Origin of the sequence: Vibrio penaeicida (assembly GCF_019977755.1) — a bacterium.
Lineage (GTDB): Bacteria > Pseudomonadota > Gammaproteobacteria > Enterobacterales > Vibrionaceae > Vibrio > Vibrio penaeicida.
Map to the genome: position 1 here is coordinate 2,175,806 of NZ_AP025145.1, position 20,743 is coordinate 2,196,548.

The 20,743-nt window shown below is 46.4% G+C and carries 17 protein-coding genes; 15 read left to right on the plus strand and 2 right to left on the minus strand.

The window, feature by feature from the left end; all coding sequences use genetic code 11:
• Nucleotides 1–149 precede the first annotated feature (149 nt).
• Nucleotides 150–1,973: a protein translocase subunit SecD gene (gene secD / locus LDO37_RS27950; RefSeq protein WP_224055659.1), complete on the plus strand. Its 1,824-nt coding sequence runs from the start codon at nt 150–152 to the stop codon at nt 1,971–1,973.
• Between the two features lie 9 nt (nt 1,974–1,982).
• A complete protein-coding gene (secF, locus tag LDO37_RS27955) occupies nt 1,983–2,876 on the plus strand; it encodes a protein translocase subunit SecF (protein ID WP_224055660.1) in 894 nt (297 codons plus the stop codon).
• Nucleotides 2,877–3,011: 135 nt separating this feature from the next.
• On the opposite strand, the gene LDO37_RS27960 is transcribed toward secF, so the two are convergent.
• A complete protein-coding gene (locus LDO37_RS27960; protein ID WP_167404695.1) occupies nt 3,012–4,523 on the minus strand; it encodes a PTS transporter subunit EIIC in 1,512 nt (503 codons plus the stop codon).
• A gap of 222 nt (nt 4,524–4,745) precedes the next feature.
• Between LDO37_RS27960 and LDO37_RS27965 the strand changes: the two genes are divergently transcribed.
• The 13 genes from LDO37_RS27965 (at nt 4,746) to LDO37_RS28025 (ending at nt 18,758) form a co-directional block, all read left to right on the plus strand.
• Nucleotides 4,746–5,681 carry a LysR family transcriptional regulator gene (locus LDO37_RS27965; protein WP_224055661.1) on the plus strand — a complete coding sequence of 312 codons (936 nt, stop codon included), beginning with the start codon at nt 4,746–4,748 and terminating at the stop codon, nt 5,679–5,681.
• 96 nt (nt 5,682–5,777) lie between these two features.
• Complete coding sequence (locus LDO37_RS27970; protein WP_101111724.1) at nt 5,778–6,599, plus strand: putative hydro-lyase; 822 nt, start codon at nt 5,778–5,780, stop codon at nt 6,597–6,599.
• A gap of 55 nt (nt 6,600–6,654) precedes the next feature.
• Entirely contained in the window at nt 6,655–7,626 is a 972-nt protein-coding gene (locus LDO37_RS27975; RefSeq protein ID WP_224055662.1) for a TRAP transporter substrate-binding protein, read from the plus strand.
• 117 nt (nt 7,627–7,743) lie between these two features.
• Entirely contained in the window at nt 7,744–8,223 is a 480-nt protein-coding gene (locus LDO37_RS27980; protein ID WP_104398663.1) for a TRAP transporter small permease, read from the plus strand.
• 12 nt (nt 8,224–8,235) lie between these two features.
• Nucleotides 8,236–9,543 (plus strand): TRAP transporter large permease, encoded by a 1,308-nt coding sequence (locus tag LDO37_RS27985; RefSeq protein ID WP_101111727.1) that lies wholly within the window; start codon nt 8,236–8,238, stop codon nt 9,541–9,543.
• 42 nt (nt 9,544–9,585) lie between these two features.
• Nucleotides 9,586–10,320: a 5-oxoprolinase subunit PxpA gene (locus tag LDO37_RS27990; RefSeq protein ID WP_101111728.1), complete on the plus strand. Its 735-nt coding sequence runs from the start codon at nt 9,586–9,588 to the stop codon at nt 10,318–10,320.
• Nucleotides 10,320–11,012 (plus strand): 5-oxoprolinase subunit PxpB, encoded by a 693-nt coding sequence (pxpB, locus tag LDO37_RS27995; RefSeq protein WP_224055663.1) that lies wholly within the window; start codon nt 10,320–10,322, stop codon nt 11,010–11,012. Before LDO37_RS27990 ends, pxpB begins: the two co-directional genes overlap by 1 nt.
• On the plus strand, nt 11,002–11,922 hold the full coding sequence (locus LDO37_RS28000; protein ID WP_224055664.1) for a 5-oxoprolinase subunit C family protein: 921 nt from the start codon (nt 11,002–11,004) through the stop codon (nt 11,920–11,922). Before pxpB ends, LDO37_RS28000 begins: the two co-directional genes overlap by 11 nt.
• Before the next feature lie 271 nt (nt 11,923–12,193).
• The gene (locus LDO37_RS28005; RefSeq protein ID WP_224055665.1) at nt 12,194–12,661 is read left to right on the plus strand and encodes a hypothetical protein; all 468 of its coding nucleotides are present in this window, start codon (nt 12,194–12,196) and stop codon (nt 12,659–12,661) included.
• Nucleotides 12,662–12,698: 37 nt separating this feature from the next.
• Entirely contained in the window at nt 12,699–12,977 is a 279-nt protein-coding gene (locus LDO37_RS28010; protein WP_224055666.1) for a hypothetical protein, read from the plus strand.
• Between the two features lie 102 nt (nt 12,978–13,079).
• The gene (locus LDO37_RS28015; protein WP_224056074.1) at nt 13,080–16,415 is read left to right on the plus strand and encodes a hypothetical protein; all 3,336 of its coding nucleotides are present in this window, start codon (nt 13,080–13,082) and stop codon (nt 16,413–16,415) included.
• A 3-nt stretch (nt 16,416–16,418) separates the two neighbouring features.
• Nucleotides 16,419–17,825, plus strand: coding sequence for a hypothetical protein (locus LDO37_RS28020; RefSeq protein WP_224055668.1), 1,407 nt, complete (start codon nt 16,419–16,421; stop codon nt 17,823–17,825).
• A complete protein-coding gene (locus tag LDO37_RS28025; protein WP_224055669.1) occupies nt 17,826–18,758 on the plus strand; it encodes a polymorphic toxin type 4 domain-containing protein in 933 nt (310 codons plus the stop codon).
• 56 nt (nt 18,759–18,814) lie between these two features.
• On the opposite strand, the gene LDO37_RS28030 is transcribed toward LDO37_RS28025, so the two are convergent.
• A complete protein-coding gene (locus tag LDO37_RS28030) occupies nt 18,815–20,722 on the minus strand; it encodes a methyl-accepting chemotaxis protein (RefSeq protein ID WP_224055670.1) in 1,908 nt (635 codons plus the stop codon).
• Nucleotides 20,723–20,743 lie beyond the last annotated feature (21 nt).

Below are 20,743 nucleotides of genomic sequence, written 5' to 3' on the forward strand. Positions count from 1 at the left end.
TACTGTTCACACAAAGTCTCGACGTTTCTACGTCGCACACCGCTATTTTAGTTTTACGCCAACCATAGATGTTTAAATCTATTGGCGTTGCTGATCGATCTTTTCGCTCAGCATTCATGAACCTGAACTCAGGTTATTGAGGAATCGCTATGTCATCTTCACGTACTCGCGCAAAAGCGCCAGAGCGTTTAAACCACTATTCCATTTGGAAATACGTGGTGCTTTTCACTGCCATTGTCTTACTTGCGTTAAGCGCACTCCCATCATGGTACGGCGAAAAGCCTGCTCTATTGATTGAACAAACCCATAACGAGCTGTCTCTTGATGCAGTTGCTCGGCATCTTAAGCAGCACAACATTGATGTAAGAGAAGTCACGCAACGTGACACTCAGTTAACTCTTTTATTTGAAAACGAACATGACCAAACCCAAGCAAAGAATGTATTAAAGCCCTTATTGAGTAAAGAATCTCAACTCACACTGGCGTACCAGTCGGTTGCACCTGCTTGGCTTTCTGAACTTGGATTTGCTCCCGTCGACCTTGGATTAGATCTGCGAGGTGGTGTTCAATTTTTGCTGAAAGTCGATGTTGATACTGCCCTAGCTGAAAAGCAGCAAGCGCTGGTTGATGAAATAAAAACCACGGCAAGAAAGCTGCACATTCGAGGTATTCAAGTTCACGCGTCCAGTGAAAAAGGCGTCACATTCAAAACTCGTAACGATAACGCGACAACCCAGCTAAGTGAGCAGCTTCGCGATGCGTTCCCTCAGTGGCAGCAAAACCATAACTTAAACAGTGTCACCTTATCTCTCCCAAAAAAAGAATGGCTCGATTTCAAAGAGATAACCCTAAAACAGAACTTGACGATTCTACGTTCACGTATCGAAGAATTGGGTATAACGGAAGCGTCGGTTCAACGCCAAGGGGACAATTATATTCGAATTGAACTGCCTGGAATTCAAGATCCTTCCCAAGCCAAAAGCGTGATTGGCGCAACGGCGAGTTTGGCATTCCACGAAGTGCAGTCCGAAACGTCCGTTGGAAGAATCATTAATGCTCAGGAAGAAAATGGGAACAACGTAAGGCTGGTCGCGAAGCCAGTTGTGCAAGGGGAACACATCACGGATGCACGCGCAGGGCTCGATGAAATGGGTCGCTCAGTAGTGAACATTTCGCTCGATCTTGCTGGCGGGAGCCAAATCAGCGATTTTTCTGCCACTCACGTAGGTCAACCGATGGCAACGCTGTTTAGCGAATACATCACCGACAAACAGGGCAATCTAACCAAGAAAGATACCGTCATCAGCATCGCGACGATTCAGAGCCAGCTTGGCACGCGTTTTCAAATAACCGGTGCTGGCACCACACAAGAGGCGCAGGAATTAGCCTTGCTTTTGAGGGCAGGGTCTTTAACCGCGCCTGTCACAATTGTGGAAGAGCAATCCATTGGCGCAACATTGGGTGCTGAAAATATCGAGAACGGGTTTTCCGCTCTTGCACTGGGTATGAGTTTAACCTTGGCATTCATGGCGTTATGGTACCGGCGGCTAGGCTGGGTAGCCAACGTTGCGTTGCTCTGCAATATGGTGTGTTTGCTTGGTCTGATTGCTCTGATTCCAGGTGCCGCTTTAACCTTACCGGGCATTGCTGGGCTAGTGTTAACAGTCGGTATGGCAGTAGATACAAACGTACTAATCTTCGAACGCATCAAAGACAAACTCAGTGAAGGAAGAAGCTTTGCTCAATCTATCCACCTTGGGTTCAACAGTGCCGTTAGCACGATAATGGATGCCAACATTACCACGTTGATCACAGCAGCCGTTTTGTACTCAATAGGTAATGGTCCGGTTCAAGGTTTCGCGTTAACACTTGGTTTAGGCATTCTAACCAGTATGTTTACAGGCATCTTTTTGTCTCGATCCATCATCAATATGATTTGGGGGCAAGATGCCCGCCGAAACGTCAGAGTTTAGGAGCGCATCATGAATCTGAATAAAAACATGACTAACATTCGTCGCTGGACGGGGCTATTTTCATTGGTATTGGTCATTCTATCGGTGGGGATCATTGCCGCTCGCGGTTTGAACTTAGGTTTGGATTTTACTGGCGGTATGGTGAGCGAGTTTAGAGTATCCCCTACCCTTAGCCAACAAGACTTAAACAACGCACTTAGCCCTGTGGTGGGCGACACGCTCTCGATGGTCAAAAGTGGAGAAGAAGGTCGATGGACGTTGCGCTACTCGGCAGAAAGTCAAGCGTCTATTGAGCAAGTGAATCAATCGCTTGCTCAACTCGACAACCACGCTGAGATCATCAGCAGTAGCATGATAGGTGCACAGGTTGGAGATGAATTGTTCGATCAAGGTGGCATGGCGATTTTCATCAGCATGCTATGCATTATGGCGTATCTGTGTTTTCGATTTGAATGGCGTTTAGCCAGCGGGGCGCTCTTCGCTCTGTTTCACGATGTGATTGTGGTTTTAGGCTTCTTTGCCCTGACACAGCAGGAATTCAACCTCACGGTTTTCGCAGCAATTTTAGCGATTTTGGGGTATTCATTGAATGATTCGATCATCATCGCCGACCGCATTCGCGAACAAATACTCGTGAAAACAAATTGGTCCACCAGCGACGTTATCAACTCCGCCGTAGCCAGCACCTTCTCGCGTACTATGGTGACGTCTGGCACAACGCTTGTGACGGTGGGGTCACTTTGGCTGATGGGCGGTTCCCCACTTCAAGGATTCGCCAGCGCCATGTTCATCGGTATTGTATCGGGCACTTGGTCGTCCATTTCAATCGCCACTGTGTTTCCGGAAATGTGCGAGTTAAAAGCCAAGCATTACATTCCAGCAGAGATGGATACCAACCCTTAAGAGTCTGTTTAATTTGCTCTTTATGGTAAACGCTTTTTAATAAAAGGGTTCTAAAGAATAAAGGCTTTCTAACAAAAAATGCCCCGTGGCAAACGGGGCACTGAACAATTTAAAGGGAGGGGGAGAGTGACTGGCTCAATTCACTCGATTGATTCGTTCAGCAATAAACTGGGCTTTTGCCCCAAATATAACTTGTACACCATTGGAACCAACGTTAATCACACCCATTGCACCAATGTCTTCCAAGCCTTTGGCGTTTACAAGTTTGGTATCCACCACTTCAAGACGAAGACGGGTAATACACGCACTTACAGACGTCAGGTTTTCTTTGCCACCAAGGAAGTCCAATGTCAGCTTAGTCAGCTGTTCGTCAGTTAAATCTAATTCTTCTTTCGCCTCTTCGCTTCTGCCCGGAGTTTGCAGATTGAATTTGCGAATAGTGAATCGGAACACCACGTAATAAAGCGCGGCCATTGGCACACCAACCAGCACTGCCGCAAAATAGTTCGTCTCGAACCCGTTCATGGCAGGCATAATGCCAAGTGTAATGTAATCAATAAACCCAGCCGAGAAAGACTTGGCTAAGTGAGCATCCAGCAAGTACATAAACATGTACGCGAAGCCGGTACAAAGTGCGTTGAACAAATACAGCAACGGCGAAATAAAGATAAACGCAAACTCAACCGGCTCTGTAATTCCGGTTAGGAAACAAGTAAGGGCTGCCGAAAATAGGATACCTGCAGCGTATTTTCTCTGGCTGGTTTTGGCTTCGTGGTACATGGCTAAACAGGCAGCGGGTAATGCAAAAAGCATAAGTGGGAATTCACCCTGCATGAATTTGCCTGCGCCTTGATACGTGGCGGAATCAAAATCCTTCACTCCATCCGCCAACATTTTAAACCAAATAGCCTGATCACCATTGACGATTTGACCAGCTTCCGTCGTGAACTCACCAAACGTGAACCAGAAAGACGGATACCAAATGTGGTGTAAGCCTAATGGGATCAGCGCACGCTCTGTGAATCCAAAAATGAAGGTAGAAAGCGCTTGGTTATCACCGTTAACAACACCCGACAAACCGTCAATCCCACTTTGAACATGCATCCACACGTTAGGCAGCAATAGCCCAAGTACAAACGCTGCCAAAGCCGTCACAATAGGGACAAATCGCTTACCAGAAAAGAAGCCTAAAAATGCGGGTAATTGAATTGCGTGGAATCGGTTATACATGGACGCGGCGAGAATACCCGCTATTAAACCGCCGAATACCCCCATTTGTAAGCTAGGGATGCCCAATACCAGAGCGTACGCTCCGCCTTCGAGTGCCATTTCTTGTGTCACGCCCGCACTCACACCAATAGTCATGTTCATCACCAGCATCGCGACAACTGCCGCTAGACCCGCAATACCCGACTCTTTTGAAAGCCCAACCGCGGCCCCAACGGCAAACAACAATGGTAAGTTGCTGAAGATGACATCCCCAGCGCCAACCATGAGTGGAATGCCAAGCTTGTCACCAAATGCAAGCAATAAACCTGCGGCTGGCAAAATAGAAATTGGGAGCATCAACGCGCGCCCAACAGTTGAAAGTTTTGATACACCCTTCATGAGATACGCAAAGGGGGATGAGCCTTTATTAGGCTTCATCGCAGCTTCAGTTGTCATGGTTGTTCCTTATAGTTCTGACCGATAAAACGGGTTATCGATAGATATTGGTTATTGGTTATTGGTTATTGGAGATAATGTTCAAAAGCTACTTTACGAATCTGAAGAATTATTGAAGTAGAGAATTGTTAGTGCTTTGTAAATAGACACTTACAAATAACGCTCACCAACCTTGCATCTCTGGGTCACTAGGGATATATCTTAATGGCATTAATGCAGCAAAAAACGGGCAAGGAACGCGTAATGAATTTCAAGCGCATTGAGACATTTGTGCTAGTGGCAACTCTCGGTAGTTTTCGTAAAGCAGCGGAGCAACAGTTCACCACCCAACCAGCAATTTCGACCCGAATTGCAGGATTGGAAGAAGAGTTGGGCGTAAAGCTGTTCGACAGAGACGCTTCTCCCGTTGTTCTCACAGCCCAAGGTAAAGACCTATTACCTTATGCTGAAAAAATGCTCTATATGGCTGAACAAATGCACAAACGTGCCGACATCAGCCGGTTACTTTCAGGAACTCTGCGTTTGGGAGTTTCTGAAACCATTGCACATACTTGGCTAACCGATTTTCTCAAAGTACTTCATCATGAGCTGCCTAACCTTGATGTGGATATGACGGTTGATGTCACGGGAAACTTGAAGAATAGCTTGCTTGATCGGTCACTGGATTTGGCTTTTTTAATGGGGCCGGTTCCCGAACCTGGGATTACCAATCACGACCTTTGCCAATTTCCATTGGTATGGGTCGCGAGCACCGACCTGCCTTTGCCAGAAAAAACTTTGTCGCTAGAAGAAATGGTTCAATACCCGATCATTACATACGCTCGCAACACGCAACCCTTTTCCGAGATCAGTGAAAAATTCATGCAGATAGATGGGCTCCCCGCGCGTTTTTTCTCGTCCAGTTCACTGTCTGCCTGCCTTAAGCTCACCCAAGATCAAATTGGCATTTCCACTTTGCCACTGGCGACAGTCTCTTCCGATATTAAACGCGGGATACTCAAAAAATTGGATGCTCACTGGGAACCCTCTGCTTTAGCCTTTACCGCTTCGTATCCTTCGGTTGCATTTAACAGTGCGGCTGAACTTGCCGCAGAGATTGCGGTGAAAGTGGCAGAGAAATTTGAACAGGGTGATAAATAAAATTTATACCAGTAAGTAAAAAACCATAATTGGACTTTATGCACTTACAAAGCAACACTTGCGTTACATTTCTTTAACAATGGACTGCTTTGCGAAATGCCAAATACACACTCTAAGCCTTCAGCCTATAAGACTCAGTTACTTGCTCAAGCGTCTGAAGTAAGAAAAAAAATCCGACTTGGAAAATTCAACCAGCCAACCAGTGGTGTCGCCTCTGGGCTGGTTCAAGGCAATATCGTGATACTACCGCAAGAGTGGGCAAACGACTTTTTACGGTTTTGCCAAAACAATCCTGCCGCTTGCCCGCTAATTGCCGTTTCTCAGCCCGGGCATCCTCTGTTGTCCGATCTTGGTGAAGACATCGACATAAGAACGGATGTGCCAGAGTTCAAGGTATTTCGACACGGGGAACACGCAGAAACCGTTACCGACATTAACAGCCTTTGGCAGTCAGATTTTGTCACGTTTGTACTCGGATGCTCATTTTCATTCGAAGATGCACTTGAGCGCGCAGGGCTTACCGTGAGAAACATCGAATCCCAAACCAATGTTTCTATGTACAAAACCAATATTCAAACCACGCCAAGTGGCCGGTTTCACGGCAATATGGTGGTGTCCATGCGCCCATTTGTGGCATCAGATGCAATCCGCGCCATCCAAGTCACCTCCCGCTTGCCTAAAGCACACGGCGCCCCCGTCCACATTGGCGACCCAGCCCTGATAGGGATCGATGATCTATCACAGCCTGACTTTGGTGATGCCGTCGACGTACACCAACACGAACTTCCTATTTTTTGGGCTTGTGGCGTAACACCGCAAGTGGCGATCGCCAATGCAAAACCCCCCATTGCGATCACCCATGTACCCGGAAAAATGCTCATCACAGATTGCCTAAACGATGAACTGGCAGTGCTGTAGCTGATCAGCTATTACTTAAGCTACTAATTAAGCGATATAAATGGAGATTAACATCATGAAATGGATAGCAAAAACCGCAGCCACGTTACTTATCAGTGGATTAGCCGCTCACAATGCGATTGCCGCTAAGTGGCACATGCCAACACCTTACGGGGATGGTCACTTACCTACTCAAATCGCTTATCAGTTCGCGAAAGACATCAAAAGCTATACCGATGGTGATGTCGATATCACAGTATATTCTGGTGCATCTTTGATGAAACACCCTGAGATTCCACGCGCAGTGCGCACTGGCCAAGTTCAGCTTGGGGAAGTGTTCATCGGAATCATGGGAAACACGCACCCAATCTTTAAACACGACAACATTCCTTTCCTTGCGACCAATTACGACCAAGCCAAGAAGTTATGGTTAGCCGCTAAACCAGAAGTTGAAAAGCAACTCAGCAAAGAAGGGTTGATGCTTCTGTACACTGTGCCGTGGCCAGCACAAAGCCTTTACACGAAGAAACCCGTTCAATCGTTAGCTGATCTACAAGGCAGTAAGATGCGCGCCTACAGCCCATCCACATCGCGCCTTGCTGATTTGATGAATACCACCCCGACGACTGTTCAGTTACCGGACATTCCGCAAGCATTCAGCACCGGCATTATTGATGCAATGATCACCTCTCCATCAACAGGCGCAAATGGGCAAGCATGGGATTACCTAAGCCACTTCACAGAAGTAAAAGCTTGGATTCCTAAAAACTTCGTTGTTGTAAACAAGCGCGCGTTCAAACGCCTAGATAAAGACACTCAGAAGAGCATTCTTACGGCGGCTGAAAAAGCAGAAACATCGGCGTGGGATCTCGTTGTAGAGCGTGAAGCTCGTGATACTGCCATCCTTGCAGACAACGGCATCAAAGTAACGCAGCCATCAGAGAAATTGCTGTCTGAGCTGAAAGAGATTGGCGTCACCATGACGAAAGAATGGGAACAAGAAGCCCCTTCAGAAGTAAAAACGGTGCTAGACAGATATAACCAATAATACATTACCTTAAGGCTCTGTTTTCAGGGCCTTTCTTTGAACTAGGGTCTGTAGACCTAATACTTCGAAGTATTGCTGTGGGGTTTTTCAGTGAATACGTTTAAACACACTCTTTATATGCTGTCTGGCTACTCATCTGGGTTGTGCATCGTTCTGATGATGCTGATCATTTTGGCACAGGTAGTGGGTCGCTTTTTTGGGTTTATTGTGCCGTCAGCCGAAGATTTTTCCGGCTACGCTTTGGCGGCATCCACTTTTTTTGGGCTTGCATACGCATTTCGGGAAGGTGGACACATTCGCGTTACGTTGGTGATTCAACGTTTACCTGAACGCGTTCAACACTATCAAGAAACGTTCATCCTTATTTTTGCTTTTCTCTTGGTGACTTTTATGAGCTTTTACTGCGCCCATATGGTGTGGGAATCCTACGATTTTGAAGAAGTCACCCATGGCTACATTCCGATTCCGTTGTGGATACCGCAAGTGCCTGTTGCACTTGGCATGTTTGGTCTTAATTTGGCTGTTCTCGATAACCTCATTTTGACATTGAAAGGGCAAGCGCCAACTTACAAAGCCCACGAAGGCGAGACGGAGTAAGGAAAAGCACTCATGGATATTTCTGTTATTTCTATTATCTTAGCGCTCACCATGATCCTAATGCTCGCGGCTGGGATATGGGTGTCGCTTGCCTTAATTGGCGTTGGTGTTCTCGGTTTGTACATGACGGGGAATGAACAAATCGGTTTGTTGTTCGCTACCTCAAGTTGGGGTGGAAGCACCAGTTGGTCACTCACGGCTTTGCCGATGTTTATTTGGATGGGGGAGCTGCTGTTTAGAACTCGCCTGTCTGAAGATCTCTTTAAAGGGCTTGCCCCGTGGTTAAGTGGTTTTCCGGGTAAGCTCTTACACGTTAACGTACTGAGCTGTGGTATTTTCGCTGCGGTATCGGGGTCATCAGCCGCGACAGCGGCAACCATTGGTCGCATGACACTGCCCGAACTCAAAGCCCAAGGTTACAGCGAAAAAATGGCCATTGGCACGCTTGCGGGTTCTGGCACTTTGGGCTTACTGATCCCACCTTCTATCATTTTGATCGTTTATGGTGTGGCCGCAGAAGTGTCCATTGGTCGGCTTTTCATCGCAGGAGCCCTACCCGGACTTATGCTGGTGTTAATGTTTATGGGCTACACCGCAGTATGGGCACTACTCAATAAAGACGGGCTTCCTGCTCACAGTAAAGAGAGCGTGTCTTTCACCGTTAAATTGGCGGCGCTGAAAAAGCTCCTGCCTATCGTAAGCCTTATCTTGTTCGTACTCGGCTCAATATACGGTGGACTAACGACACCAACCGAAGCGGCTGCGCTGGGTGTCTTTGGCGCACTCATTCTGGCGTGGACGACGGGTTCTTTATCGCTGAACAACTTTCTTGATAGCTTGCTCGGCGCGGTAAAAAGTTCCTGTATGATTGGGCTGATTCTGGTTGGCGCGCACTTTCTGACACTGGCAATGGGCTTTTTGGGTATTCCTCGCGCATTGGCTGAATGGATCGCGACGTTTACTCTGTCTCCGTTTGAATTACTTATCTACCTAACGGTGCTGTTCGTTATTCTAGGGTGTTTTTTGGATGGCATCTCAGTTGTTGTGTTAACCGTCGCAGTTGTCATGCCGATGGTGCAACAAGCTGGCATCGACTTGTTGTGGTTTGGTATATTCATTGTATTGGTTGTCGAAATGTCACAAATTACCCCGCCAGTTGGGTTTAACTTATTTGTCATTCAGGCACTCACAGGTAAAGACATACTCTATGTGGCTCGCGCTGCGCTGCCCTTTTTCCTATTGATTTTAGTTGGTTTGGTAATGATCACCGTATTCCCAGAAATCGTGACTTACTTACCCACCACCATGACACAAAGATAATCGAATCTGCGTTTTTAAAAGACATCGTTTAAGAGACAAAACATGAAACTGAATTGCGATATGGGTGAGTCCTTTGGCGGTTGGGCCAAAGGACAGGATTCTCACGTCATGCCTTTTATCGACATGGCAAACATTGCGTGTGGTTTTCACGCTTCAGACCCACTGACCATGGACAAAACTGTTCGCATGGCCGTCGAGAACAACGTAAAAATTGGTGCGCACCCTGGCTACCCCGATCTGATTGGGTTTGGGCGTCGCAACATGGATATTGCACCTCAAGAGCTTGAAGCCATATTGATTTACCAAATTGGCGCTCTGGATGCGATTTGCCAAAAGCACGGCACTGAAGTCAGCTACATCAAACCTCACGGTGCAATGTACAACCAGATGATGAAAGACAAAACCATTCTGTCGACTATCATGAAAACGGTTCGTAAAGTTCGTCCCCTTTGCCCGCTAGTAGTGATGGCAACCCCAAATAACGACATTATTCGAGCCATGGCTCAAGAACACGGTATTGAGGTGTGGTTTGAAGCATTTTCTGATCGGGCATACGACGATCAAGGCTACCTCGTTTCGCGCAATGAAGCGGGCTCGGTTTACACCGATTTCACCAGCATCAAAAATCAAATCTGCCAAATCATCGAAGAAGGCTGCGTGACGACGATTACCGGCAAAAAGCTCTCTATAGATGTAGATACCATCTGTATTCACGGAGACGGCGAGCACGCTGCCAGCGTGAGTGAAGCGGCGGCAGTAATGAGGAGAGCCAACTGATGCGCATAGAGCCGGTCAATGAAATGACCTGTATCGTGTATTTTGGCGACCAAATTAACGAACAAATCGCACAACAAATAAGCTGGGCGATCAACCGAATACACGAAAGTCTTGGCGACATTGTGATCGACATTATTCCGTCTTACACCTCCATTTTGGTGTGTTATGACGTCAATAAAACCGATCGATTCAACATCATTGCCAATCTAAAGAGTGCGCTTCGTGGATCGAGTTCTACCAATACAAAAACTCAGTCTTCACACGTTGTAGACCTACCCGTTTACTATGGCGATGAGGTCGCTCTGGATTTACAAGATATTTGCGATCACCATAAGCTGAGTAAAAGTGAAGTCATCCAAATCCATAGCGATAAGATCTATCAAGTTTATGCCATTGGATTTAGCCCCGGCTTTGCCTATTTGGGAACAACAGATGAACGCATCACCATGCCACGCAAATCCACACCTCGTTTAAAAGTCCCCACGGGCAGCGTTGGTGTGGCGGATAACCAAACAGCAATTTACCCAAGCTCCACACCCGGTGGTTGGCAAATAGTGGGTCGAACACCGCTCAAGATGATTGATTGGGAAAGTGACTCTCTGGCTCGTGTTGCAGTCGGCAATCAAGTGCGATTTCGCCCCATAACTCGCGAAGAATTTTTAGACTTAGGAGGGCAGTTCGATGAGCTTTGAAGTCATTAATCCGGGGCTGCTTGCATTGATTCAAGATCTCGGCCGCTTCGGGTACCAACACATGGGTATTACCACGGGCGGCCCTATGGACGAACATGCTTTTTGTTGGGCAAATCGAATACTTGATAACCCTCAAAATGCGCCGCAGCTTGAAATAACATTTGGCAAGCTTACTTTAAAGGCACTCGCAGATACTTGTATTGCGATAACAGGCGCAGACTTAAACGCCAGAATCGGCGATAAAAAAATTCAGCCTTGGAATACGTATCGAATTCAAAAAGGCGATACCCTAAATTTTGATTCTCCTAAAAACGGCTTACGCGCTTATTTAGCGGTTAAGGGTGGTTTTATAATCGACCTGCAACTCGATAGCGCATCAACGGTATCACGAGAGAAAATCGGCGGTATTGAAAATGGACGCGCGTTAAAACAAGGGGATGTTCTCCGGTTTACCCCGTGTAAAGACGACATCAAAATTCGGACACCAAAATGGGCGATCCCCGACTATACAGCACCACTGGAATTGGGCGTGATGCTCGGATACCAGTACAGAGATTTTCCCAATAACGACATCATGACTCTGTTTTCCACCGCTTATGAAGTCTCGTCCAACATTGATCGAATGGGCTACCGGCTTTCTGGTCAAGCCATTCGCTGCAATCGAGATGGCATTATTTCAGAAGGCATTGCCTACGGTGCAATACAGATTCCTAAAGATGGGCAACCCATCGTGCTCATGAGAGACAGGCAAACTATCGGGGGCTACCCCAAAATAGGGTGTTTAAGCGCATTAGGGGCTGGTCAGCTCGCGCAGCGCGCCCCTGGTAGCCAAATTAGTTTTTACCAAATGGACGTTGGAGAAGCAGAGGCGCAGCGCGTCATCTTCAATCGAGTCATGCAAACTAAATAGCAGTCTGATAAAAGCCCCGAGCTAGGATTAAAACGGGAAAGGCGCCACCATCTACTCCTCGGTCTTTGACAGCGTTACCTCAAAGACCGCGGGTTGGTCATATGGGGCGTGGTAGATTTCATCGCCAGAATTGACTTCCTAGACCTGCAAGGCAACCCGCAAACATCAAAAGTTTTGACTGAATATATTTCCATTTTTATTTAAATTTTCGCGTGTAAAACAGAGTAAATGATCTAAAATGCAGAGGCCCAACATTGCCTTGTGAACCATTATGACAAAATCTATCTTGCCTCTATTGCTCGTTCTCCCTTTTGCTTCTGCGACGCATGCCACAGACCTTTGCCCCGACGATCAACTTCTCATAGAAGGGTGCAGTTTTGGTAAAAAAAGTGTCTCGGTTTGTACCGCCAGTGAAAACACCATTTTGTATCGATATGGCACCGATGAAAAAATTGAAATGGAAATTGAGTCGCCAGTAAAAATGGCTCGCTCAAGCTACAGTGGTGGTGGCGCGGGTTTTGTCCTATTTGAAAACGGACGCTACAACTACATTGTTTTCAGTCGAATAATGCGTGGCGAACGCCAAGAAGACGGTAGCTTTGAGCACATCAGTGAAGCTGGAATCATCGTTGAAAAAGACGAGTCCGAAATCGCAACCCTCATGTGCAAAGCAGAGATGGTATGGGGTGAAGGTGATTTTCCTGAACACGAAGAACTCGTTGATTTTCGTTACTACTAGAATCTGTTGACCTAATACCTGTTGATCAAAAGAGCTCATGAAAACGGTAAACTACTTAGTTCGCGTTCACGCGTTACCAGAAGACTTAAAAGAAGCTTCTAGGGATACAAACCACGATTTGCATAAAACATCGGTGATCTACTCTAAGCTCATCAATACCGATCATTTATGGGAGGTTGATTCCATAGATGAATATAAGCAGATTTGGGTTGCTGTAAATTTTATAAACGACGCAGGGCAAGCTGAATTCCACACAATCAAAATAGATTCAGGCACTTACGAATCCATCGAATACGACGACTACATTATTAACTAAGATGAACATACTTACATTCTCATAGACGATACGATTATTTTTTAACCACCTTGCTACCGTGATATTTATAAAATATTAACTAATAATGTCAGGTATAAAGGTATGAGAGACCCAATCTTTACCTTCTCGGCGCCGAGAACAGTTCAATCCATCAGCCATGAAGACGAACACGACTTTGCCATTCGTCTTTCACAAAGTGCATTAGCATCAACGCATTATTTATCTCAGCTCCCACAGCAACTCAGTGCGCGCCGAATGCGGGCAGCGGCAAGAACCCTTTCTGAAACATTCCGAGGCCGGTTGTCCATTAGCCAGTTGCAAAGCCAGCATGAGAGTTTGCTGCGTTTTCATCGTCATATTACCAGTGAAGAACATCGGAAAACGTTTGAAGGTATCAATGAATTTATCGAGAGTTTCAGCCCAGCAATGCTCTCGCCAGACGATAGAACATCGCTTTGGGACAACCTGATTCATCACCTCTGGGTGGAATACAACCAAACAACCATTGAGCACATCGTTGAGATTCTAGTGACGGATCATTTCTTAAGGATCCACCGAGTCGTAGAAGCAGACGACGAACTTGAACAAGCTCAAAAAGATACCCGCCTTAAAATGGCATTGCAGGCGCGAGTGGTTATTTCAGCCAGAGTGGATAACCGAACCGAACCTGAAACCACCTTTGGATTAACCGCCAGACAGCATCAATTGCTCGAGAACATTCACCAAAGAAACATTCGAGCGCAAAAACTGAGCCGTATTCGAGAATTAAAAGACAAAGTAAACAATGAAATTCGACGCTTGGAGCATCAAGCAATAACCAGCCCTTCTCAACCTACAGCAACTGCCGCTGCAACCACCGCTTTCACGACTGTAGCCACCACCCAACGTATTGCGTCCACCATTAGCTTGGATGCATTGAATCTCGATTTATCGGATGACACAAACCGCACTTTCGAACGCATCAGAAAAGGGGTATTCGACGCCCGTGAATTGCTGAGTTTGGCGCAAGAGGAGTTCGAGAGTGTGGAGTTGGATCAAGACGACAGCCTTGATGACGATATCGAAGAAGAAAGTACATTATTGGTCATGGGCAGTGAAATTTCCGTGGAAGAGAAAATCCCTGGAATGTCCCTGTTAGCGGGGCTAAATGAAGAGGAAGAGCAGCAGTATGTGGATGTGACGTATTTCCGTGAACATGCCGAACCCATTCTCGCTGGCGCTGACGCCAGTATTAATGGTCGCCGAATGTCTGGTGAATTACTTCCAGAACGAGTAAAAGGGTTTCAAACTTTTCGATTTCCATTGCCCGAACCCACTCAGAATCCCGTTAGCCTGCAACTTCATTTATCCATTAACGCCAATCAAGTCATAGAGCCTGAAACCATGGTGGTCACTCATCTTCAAACGGCAAGCGCTATTCTGCCGTGGCAACCGGAAGATTTAGATGAAATAGGCACGCCTCCACCGCCACTATTTGGCGTAAACAAAATCGGCATGGTTGATTTCTATCAGGTTGAACAGGAATTAGCCTGTTTCGAAGCAGGCGAGCCTTCACGCACCGAAAACCTGCTTGCGCGTGAGTACAAAGAGCGCACAACTCGCAGGCTAGATGTGACCGAAAGTGAAACCGAACAGGTGAACGAATCGGCGTTTGAGCAAAAATCGGATTTGGAAACCACCACGCGCAACGAAATCCAAGCGGCGGTTGAGGAAGTTCTACAGCAAGATTCATCGCGTAATATTAATGTGAATGCGGGGGTTTCTGGCGGTCCGAGTTTCATGAAGTTTTACGCCAACACGGCCATGACATTTTCAAATTCTCAATCGCGCCAAGAAAGCCGATCTAACGCCATTCAATACGCTAAAAGCGTGACAGAAAAAGTACAGCGGAAAATCACCAGTAAAACCAGTACCAAACGGCGAGAACGCCATCAGCAAGAATACGAAGAAATCACCAAACACGGATTGGACAATCGCGGCGGTGCTGAACATGTTTTCGGTATTTATCGATGGCTAGATAAGATCTACAACCATTATGTGGTTCACATGGGGCAACGAACGTTACTCGAATTCAGTATCCCAGAACCGGCTAGGCGTTTCATTCAAGCGCAAGAACTGGCCGTTCCCGAAGACGATTTTTCTAAAAGAGCCCCTAAGAAGCCAAAGCGATTTGGTGTCCGTGTCCCCAATGATGTGACTCGTAATAATTACCGTAAGCTTGCCGCCAAATATGGCGTAACCATTGAAGCGCCACCAGCGCATAGGATTGTTTTGGTACGGGGGTATTCTGAAAGCAAACCACCATTAGCAGAACCTATCGACCTCAATGACATACCGCATGAAGATGTGTTGTCCAGCACTTACGATATAGAAATACCCGAAAACTATACGGCGCATTTTGCCAAATTATCTTGTCGTGCAGCGCCTAGCTACCATGACGCAATCCGGCATGAACCTTCGGATCAAGAAGCCATTCCTTTGCAACCCGGTTTTTACGCCATTTTAGGCACAGAAGCCATCCCAGATCACCAAGCGCCCTTCAGCGAAATACAAGTCGAGCGACACTTGAATCCTTCTGTCAGTACTATCTTCCCAGTATCGATCATTGTGCCTTGGTATCACCGCACCTTCAGTTGCCAAGTGGAAATTCGATGTCGTCTCCGCGCGCGTATATTCCGCGAGTGGCAACTGCGCGCCTTTAATGATGTTATGGACGCCTACCGAGAGCAAAAAGCGCAGTACGATGAAGAAAAAGAGCGCCACCAATCTAAGCTTGCCAGCAGCGACTTAAACCCTAGATTCAAAAAAGACATCATTCAGCGAGAGCTTCGCCAGCTCGCCCTTTATATGATTCAAAAGCCTTTCAACATCAAGGTGGCAAAGAATCACTACCGAGAGAGAAACGACAAGCTACCTAAACTCAAATTGACCGATAAACTGGATGAGCATAGCGATCAAGTCCGATTCTTCGAGCAAGCGTTTGATTGGGATCTGATGGCTTACCACTTATACCCTTATTACTATGCGAAAAACCGAAGTTGGAGTGCCAAACTCAGCACGCAAGTCTCACGTAATCGAACCTTTGATGCTTTTATCAACTCAGGCATGGCAAGGCTGGTTGTACCTATCCGTCTGGGGTTTGAAGACGCCGTAAGCTATTACCTACAAACCGGAAAAATCTGGTTTGGCAAAGGGCTCGTCATGGATTCAGAGAACGACTTATATTTGTCGATAGCTCAAGAATCGATTCAAGAAGAAGGCACTGTCCTAAACGATACTTGGCAAACGAAAGTACCCACCAATTTAACCATTGTGCAAGATCAAGCGGCTGCGCTTGTCGGGAATGGAATGCCATGTATAGACAATGAAGGGGTAGGACAAGGTAACAGCCAGTTAACACCTTTACCTCCTGAACCTGACACCCCAAACGGCGGCTAACCGATGAGCCACCAACGCCTGCATAGATGGGCTGATGAAATTATGGCAGAGCAGCCCATCACTGGTCGCTGCGATTACCAAATCATTAGCCCCGGTCAAACCAATTTGATCAAAATGGCGATCACCTGCGAGTCGAGCGCAACCGATCTGCCCATCATTCCGGACGTATTTGAAAGCCAAGAAACGACAACCAGTGTGTTCCATCTTTACATTGGTTTTAGCGCCGTTGAATTACTGAAGACCTATTACAAAAACGGGAATTCCGCGCAAGATGGTACGTTGTACGTCGAGATAAACGAAGGCGACCGATTCTCCGATGCCTTATTCATTAGCGCAATATCGGGTAACAATCGCGCTCAACAACTGCTCATGAGTTCTAAGCTCGCACACTTACTGCCTATTTTTGTCCGGATGTTTAATGGAAAGTCCGCTACCTCGTTGCTTTCACTAATCGGTCGCTCCCCTGAGCCAAAGGAAAACGAAGACAGTGACTTTTCTGATTTCATTGTTGAATCCATGGAAAGCCTTGTAAAAGCACTGGATAGTGTCAGCAAAGATCTCGCCTCGGATTTGCATGCACCAAAAGAACTCTGGCACCCGTCGGAGCGCCCTGCCGATTTCAATCAAACGGTAAAAAGTGCCGGGGAGTCTATCAACAATGGCATCACGCAGCTTATCGCTGAGCTGCAACGCGTAGTTATCGACGTAAACCAATCGGTCAGCTCGGCATTGGGTGAATTCGAAGTTTGGGCCAACGACGCGATAGACACCATTGCTGACTTATTCATTGGATTTTTCGACGCGGTTGATGAGCGTATTAACGCGGCAAAAGCCCTTATGCACTCCCTAACCGAGCTGATCACCCGATTTAGAAACGGCATCTCATCCTTTCTTGCGTTAGCATCCAGCGCGATCAATTGGCTAGATACCAACAGACCCGATTTCAGCGAAAGTATCGATACCTTGGTGGGGTACTTTAGTGGGCTTTGGGATGGCATAGTGGATGCCATATTAGGATTTATCGATACGATATCACTGGTCTTCCACATCATTATTGCCCTGTTCAAACATGGTGGGAAATTACATGATGTGTTCGAATTAATGCTGGAGATCATCGACGAGTTTCTCGCGGTATTGGAAAAAGTCCCTTGGGGCTCACTTTGGCAGATCATCACCGAGGATCTCTACCCTGAAGTTCGCGATTTCTTTATTGAGTCGACCGATGAGCTGATGTTCTCGATTGGTGATGCTATTTCCAGAACTCCAGCGGCCTCAGGGTATTATTTTGGTTACCTCGTGTACAACTTGGTGGAGATGTTTTTCCCACCAATGAAGTTTTCCAAAATTTCCGGTGTCGCCAACGACGCAGCCAACCTCACCAGTAAGTTCTTTAAGCGAATGGCAGGTTAGATGGCGACCAAACTTTCTAAAAAGGTGGGAGCGCGTAAAGCGGCAAACGCCCTCGATTTAAGCCCTCCCCTTAAAATAACCAAAATCATTAGCGTTGTTGATGTTCTCACTACATCGCTAAGAAAGCGCTTATTCAAGTCATCAAAAGGTTCCAAAAAAGGGTTGAGCGATACCGTTAAAGCGTACGCCAAGCAACTCCAAGCCGCCAAAAAGCGAGGGGCATATTTAAGAGCAAAGTCCATGTTAAACAGTGCGACTCGGCCAGTGAAAGCGATTTTAGACAAAAGTGATGTTGGCACACTTTTCAGCAAAGCCCCAAAAGTCTCCAAAATTTGGCTGCCATTTAAACTGAATCAAAAAAAATGGCATCAGACTCGAAATACTGGGGCAATACAGGAGATGAGGGCGTTAATCTTTCCAGATAAACGCGTCCAGTTTGATATTGCAGGGGAAGTAAAACCTTCGATTTCCCCTTTGCGCTCCGACAAAGGAATGGATTTTAAAGATGACCTTCCTTCTCCTTCAACTAGACGTTTTAACGGGCATTCATTAAAAGGATACGAACGCGCACACCTCTGGGGGCATGGATTTGGCGATGAAGCCAGAATGGGGTTGATGTACGCCCCTAAAGCACTCAATCAAGTGATTCAGAATAACGGGTTTGAAAAGTTCATTCGAGATGTCCAAATGCTGGCTCAACGCGAGGGAAAAAAGGTGCTGTGTAAGTGTAAAGCAGTCAGCCATCCACCAAAGGGGAACAGCAACCTTAGCCCCGGAAAAGGAGAACTACTGCTGTCAGAGGTATTTTATGACGTGGCGTATCAAACGAAAGATGGAAAGACGTTGCTGGCTCGTTTTGTTGCTACGGTATCTGAACCACCAGAAAGTAAAGTGGTGATGAATAAGGCAGAGTCGTTCATTACAGAATTTTAAAAGGCATGCCCGTGAGCATGCCTTTGGATGGTTAAAGTTCGTATTTAAAGCGATAGCTACACTTTGAACTGGCTCAGTAGCTGGTTTTGTTTTTCCACCACTTTTTGCTGTTCACCAATCGACTCCGTTAGGTTGCCCATAAAGTCAGACACCTCGACAGAAATATCTTTGGTAGCCTGCGCATTGCGATTCACTTCTTCACTCACGATGCTTTGTTGCTCAGCTGCTGACGCAATCTGATGAATCATATCTGTAATTTGACCCATTGCATGGCGAATGGCTTGCAGTGCCGTGTCAGCTTCTTGAGAGTGATCTAACGTTTTAGTCACTTCTTTCTGGCTGGATTCCATCACTTCTAACGCTGACTTAGAACCCATTTGCAGTTCATCGATCATGTTGCCAATTTCTTCAGTAGAAGCTTGAGTTTTCTGCGCTAACGTACGCACTTCATCCGCCACAACCGCAAAACCACGGCCCGACTCACCTGCACGTGCCGCTTCGATAGCTGCATTCAATGCCAGTAAGTTGGTTTGATCAGCGATGTCGTTAATTACCCCAAGGACCGACTCAATTCGGTTGGTTGCTTGATTGAGGTCGGAAACAACGGAGACTGCCTCCATCACTTTTTTAGACAAAGCTTCCGTTGATTGAGCTGAATCTTCCACCAGCACGGCACTTTTCTCGATATTGCCATTCGCGCTTTGAACCGCAGTAGATGCTTGCTGTGAGTGGTTTGCCACTTCTCTTGCGCTCACCGACATTTCATTAATAGCGGCTGCCAATTGATCAACTTCGCGCATTTGTTCTGAAATGTAGTTTTGTGCTTTCGCTGTGCCTTCGGTAGAAGATTTCATGCTGACAGAGATATCATCACCCAACGATTTGGTGTCTGAAATCAGGCTCTGTAGCTGACTCATTAATGCGTTGATGCTAAGTGCGACTTTACCTATTTCATCTTCATTATGCACAGCGATACTTTTGGTGAGATCGCCATCGCCTTTTGTCAGATCATCTACTTTAGCTTGCAAACGCTGCATTGGTTTAAACAGAAGTTGAAGCGTTCCCATGAGTGTTAAGCTGGCCAAAATTATTAAACCAAACGCAATCCAAGACATGGTGCTGAATAAATCACTTAAGCTCTTGTACGCGTTCTTTTGGTCAACACTCACAAGGTAATACCAAGATGTGTTCGAACCCAGTTTTACCTCGTTGTGGTAACCGATGCGTGTCAGACCAGAACTATCGAAGGTAAAGGAACCGTATCCCTTGCTGAGAATGATTGGCTTAGATTGGGCCAGTACTGAAATGTCACTAATGTTCGTTTCACCTGCGATACTTTTTGAAGAGGATGACGCAATCACCGTTCCTTTTGCATCAAATAAACTTGCAATCGCGCCAGCGGGCAAATTGTTGTTTATGTGTTCAGCGACAATTTCAAGGGTAAGATCGGCTAGCAGTACACCTTTCAACTCGGTTCCGTCATAGAAAGGTTCCGCAATACTCACCATCAATTTTTTGGTAGATGAACCGCGATAGATACCAGTGATGATGGTAGATCGTTTTGCTTTTGCTTGCTTGTACCACCCACGAACGCGTGGATCGTACTTGTTTGAATCGTATTTACCGGTTCGTGAGCTGAACGCACGTCCATCTTCAAAACCGATAACAATGGCAAAAACCTGTGACGCATTCGCCACCTGCGATATAAGCAACTCAGTATCTTCTTCAGAGAAAGGCTGAGCAAATGTTGGCGCTGATTTCACGAGTGTTTGAGAAACACTGCGCACCCAAGTTTCAATGGAATCACTGACTGCATCTGTTTTAAGGGAAGCACTGTAGTCAATGCTGTTTTGCTTGTCTTGAGCTAGAAAATAATAAGAAATACAAAGCGACACACTCAGTGAGATAACAAGCAGCAAGGCTGCAACCGTAATCACTCGTTGCTTAAATCCAAATTTAATCATTCTTTTACCTGTCTAATCATT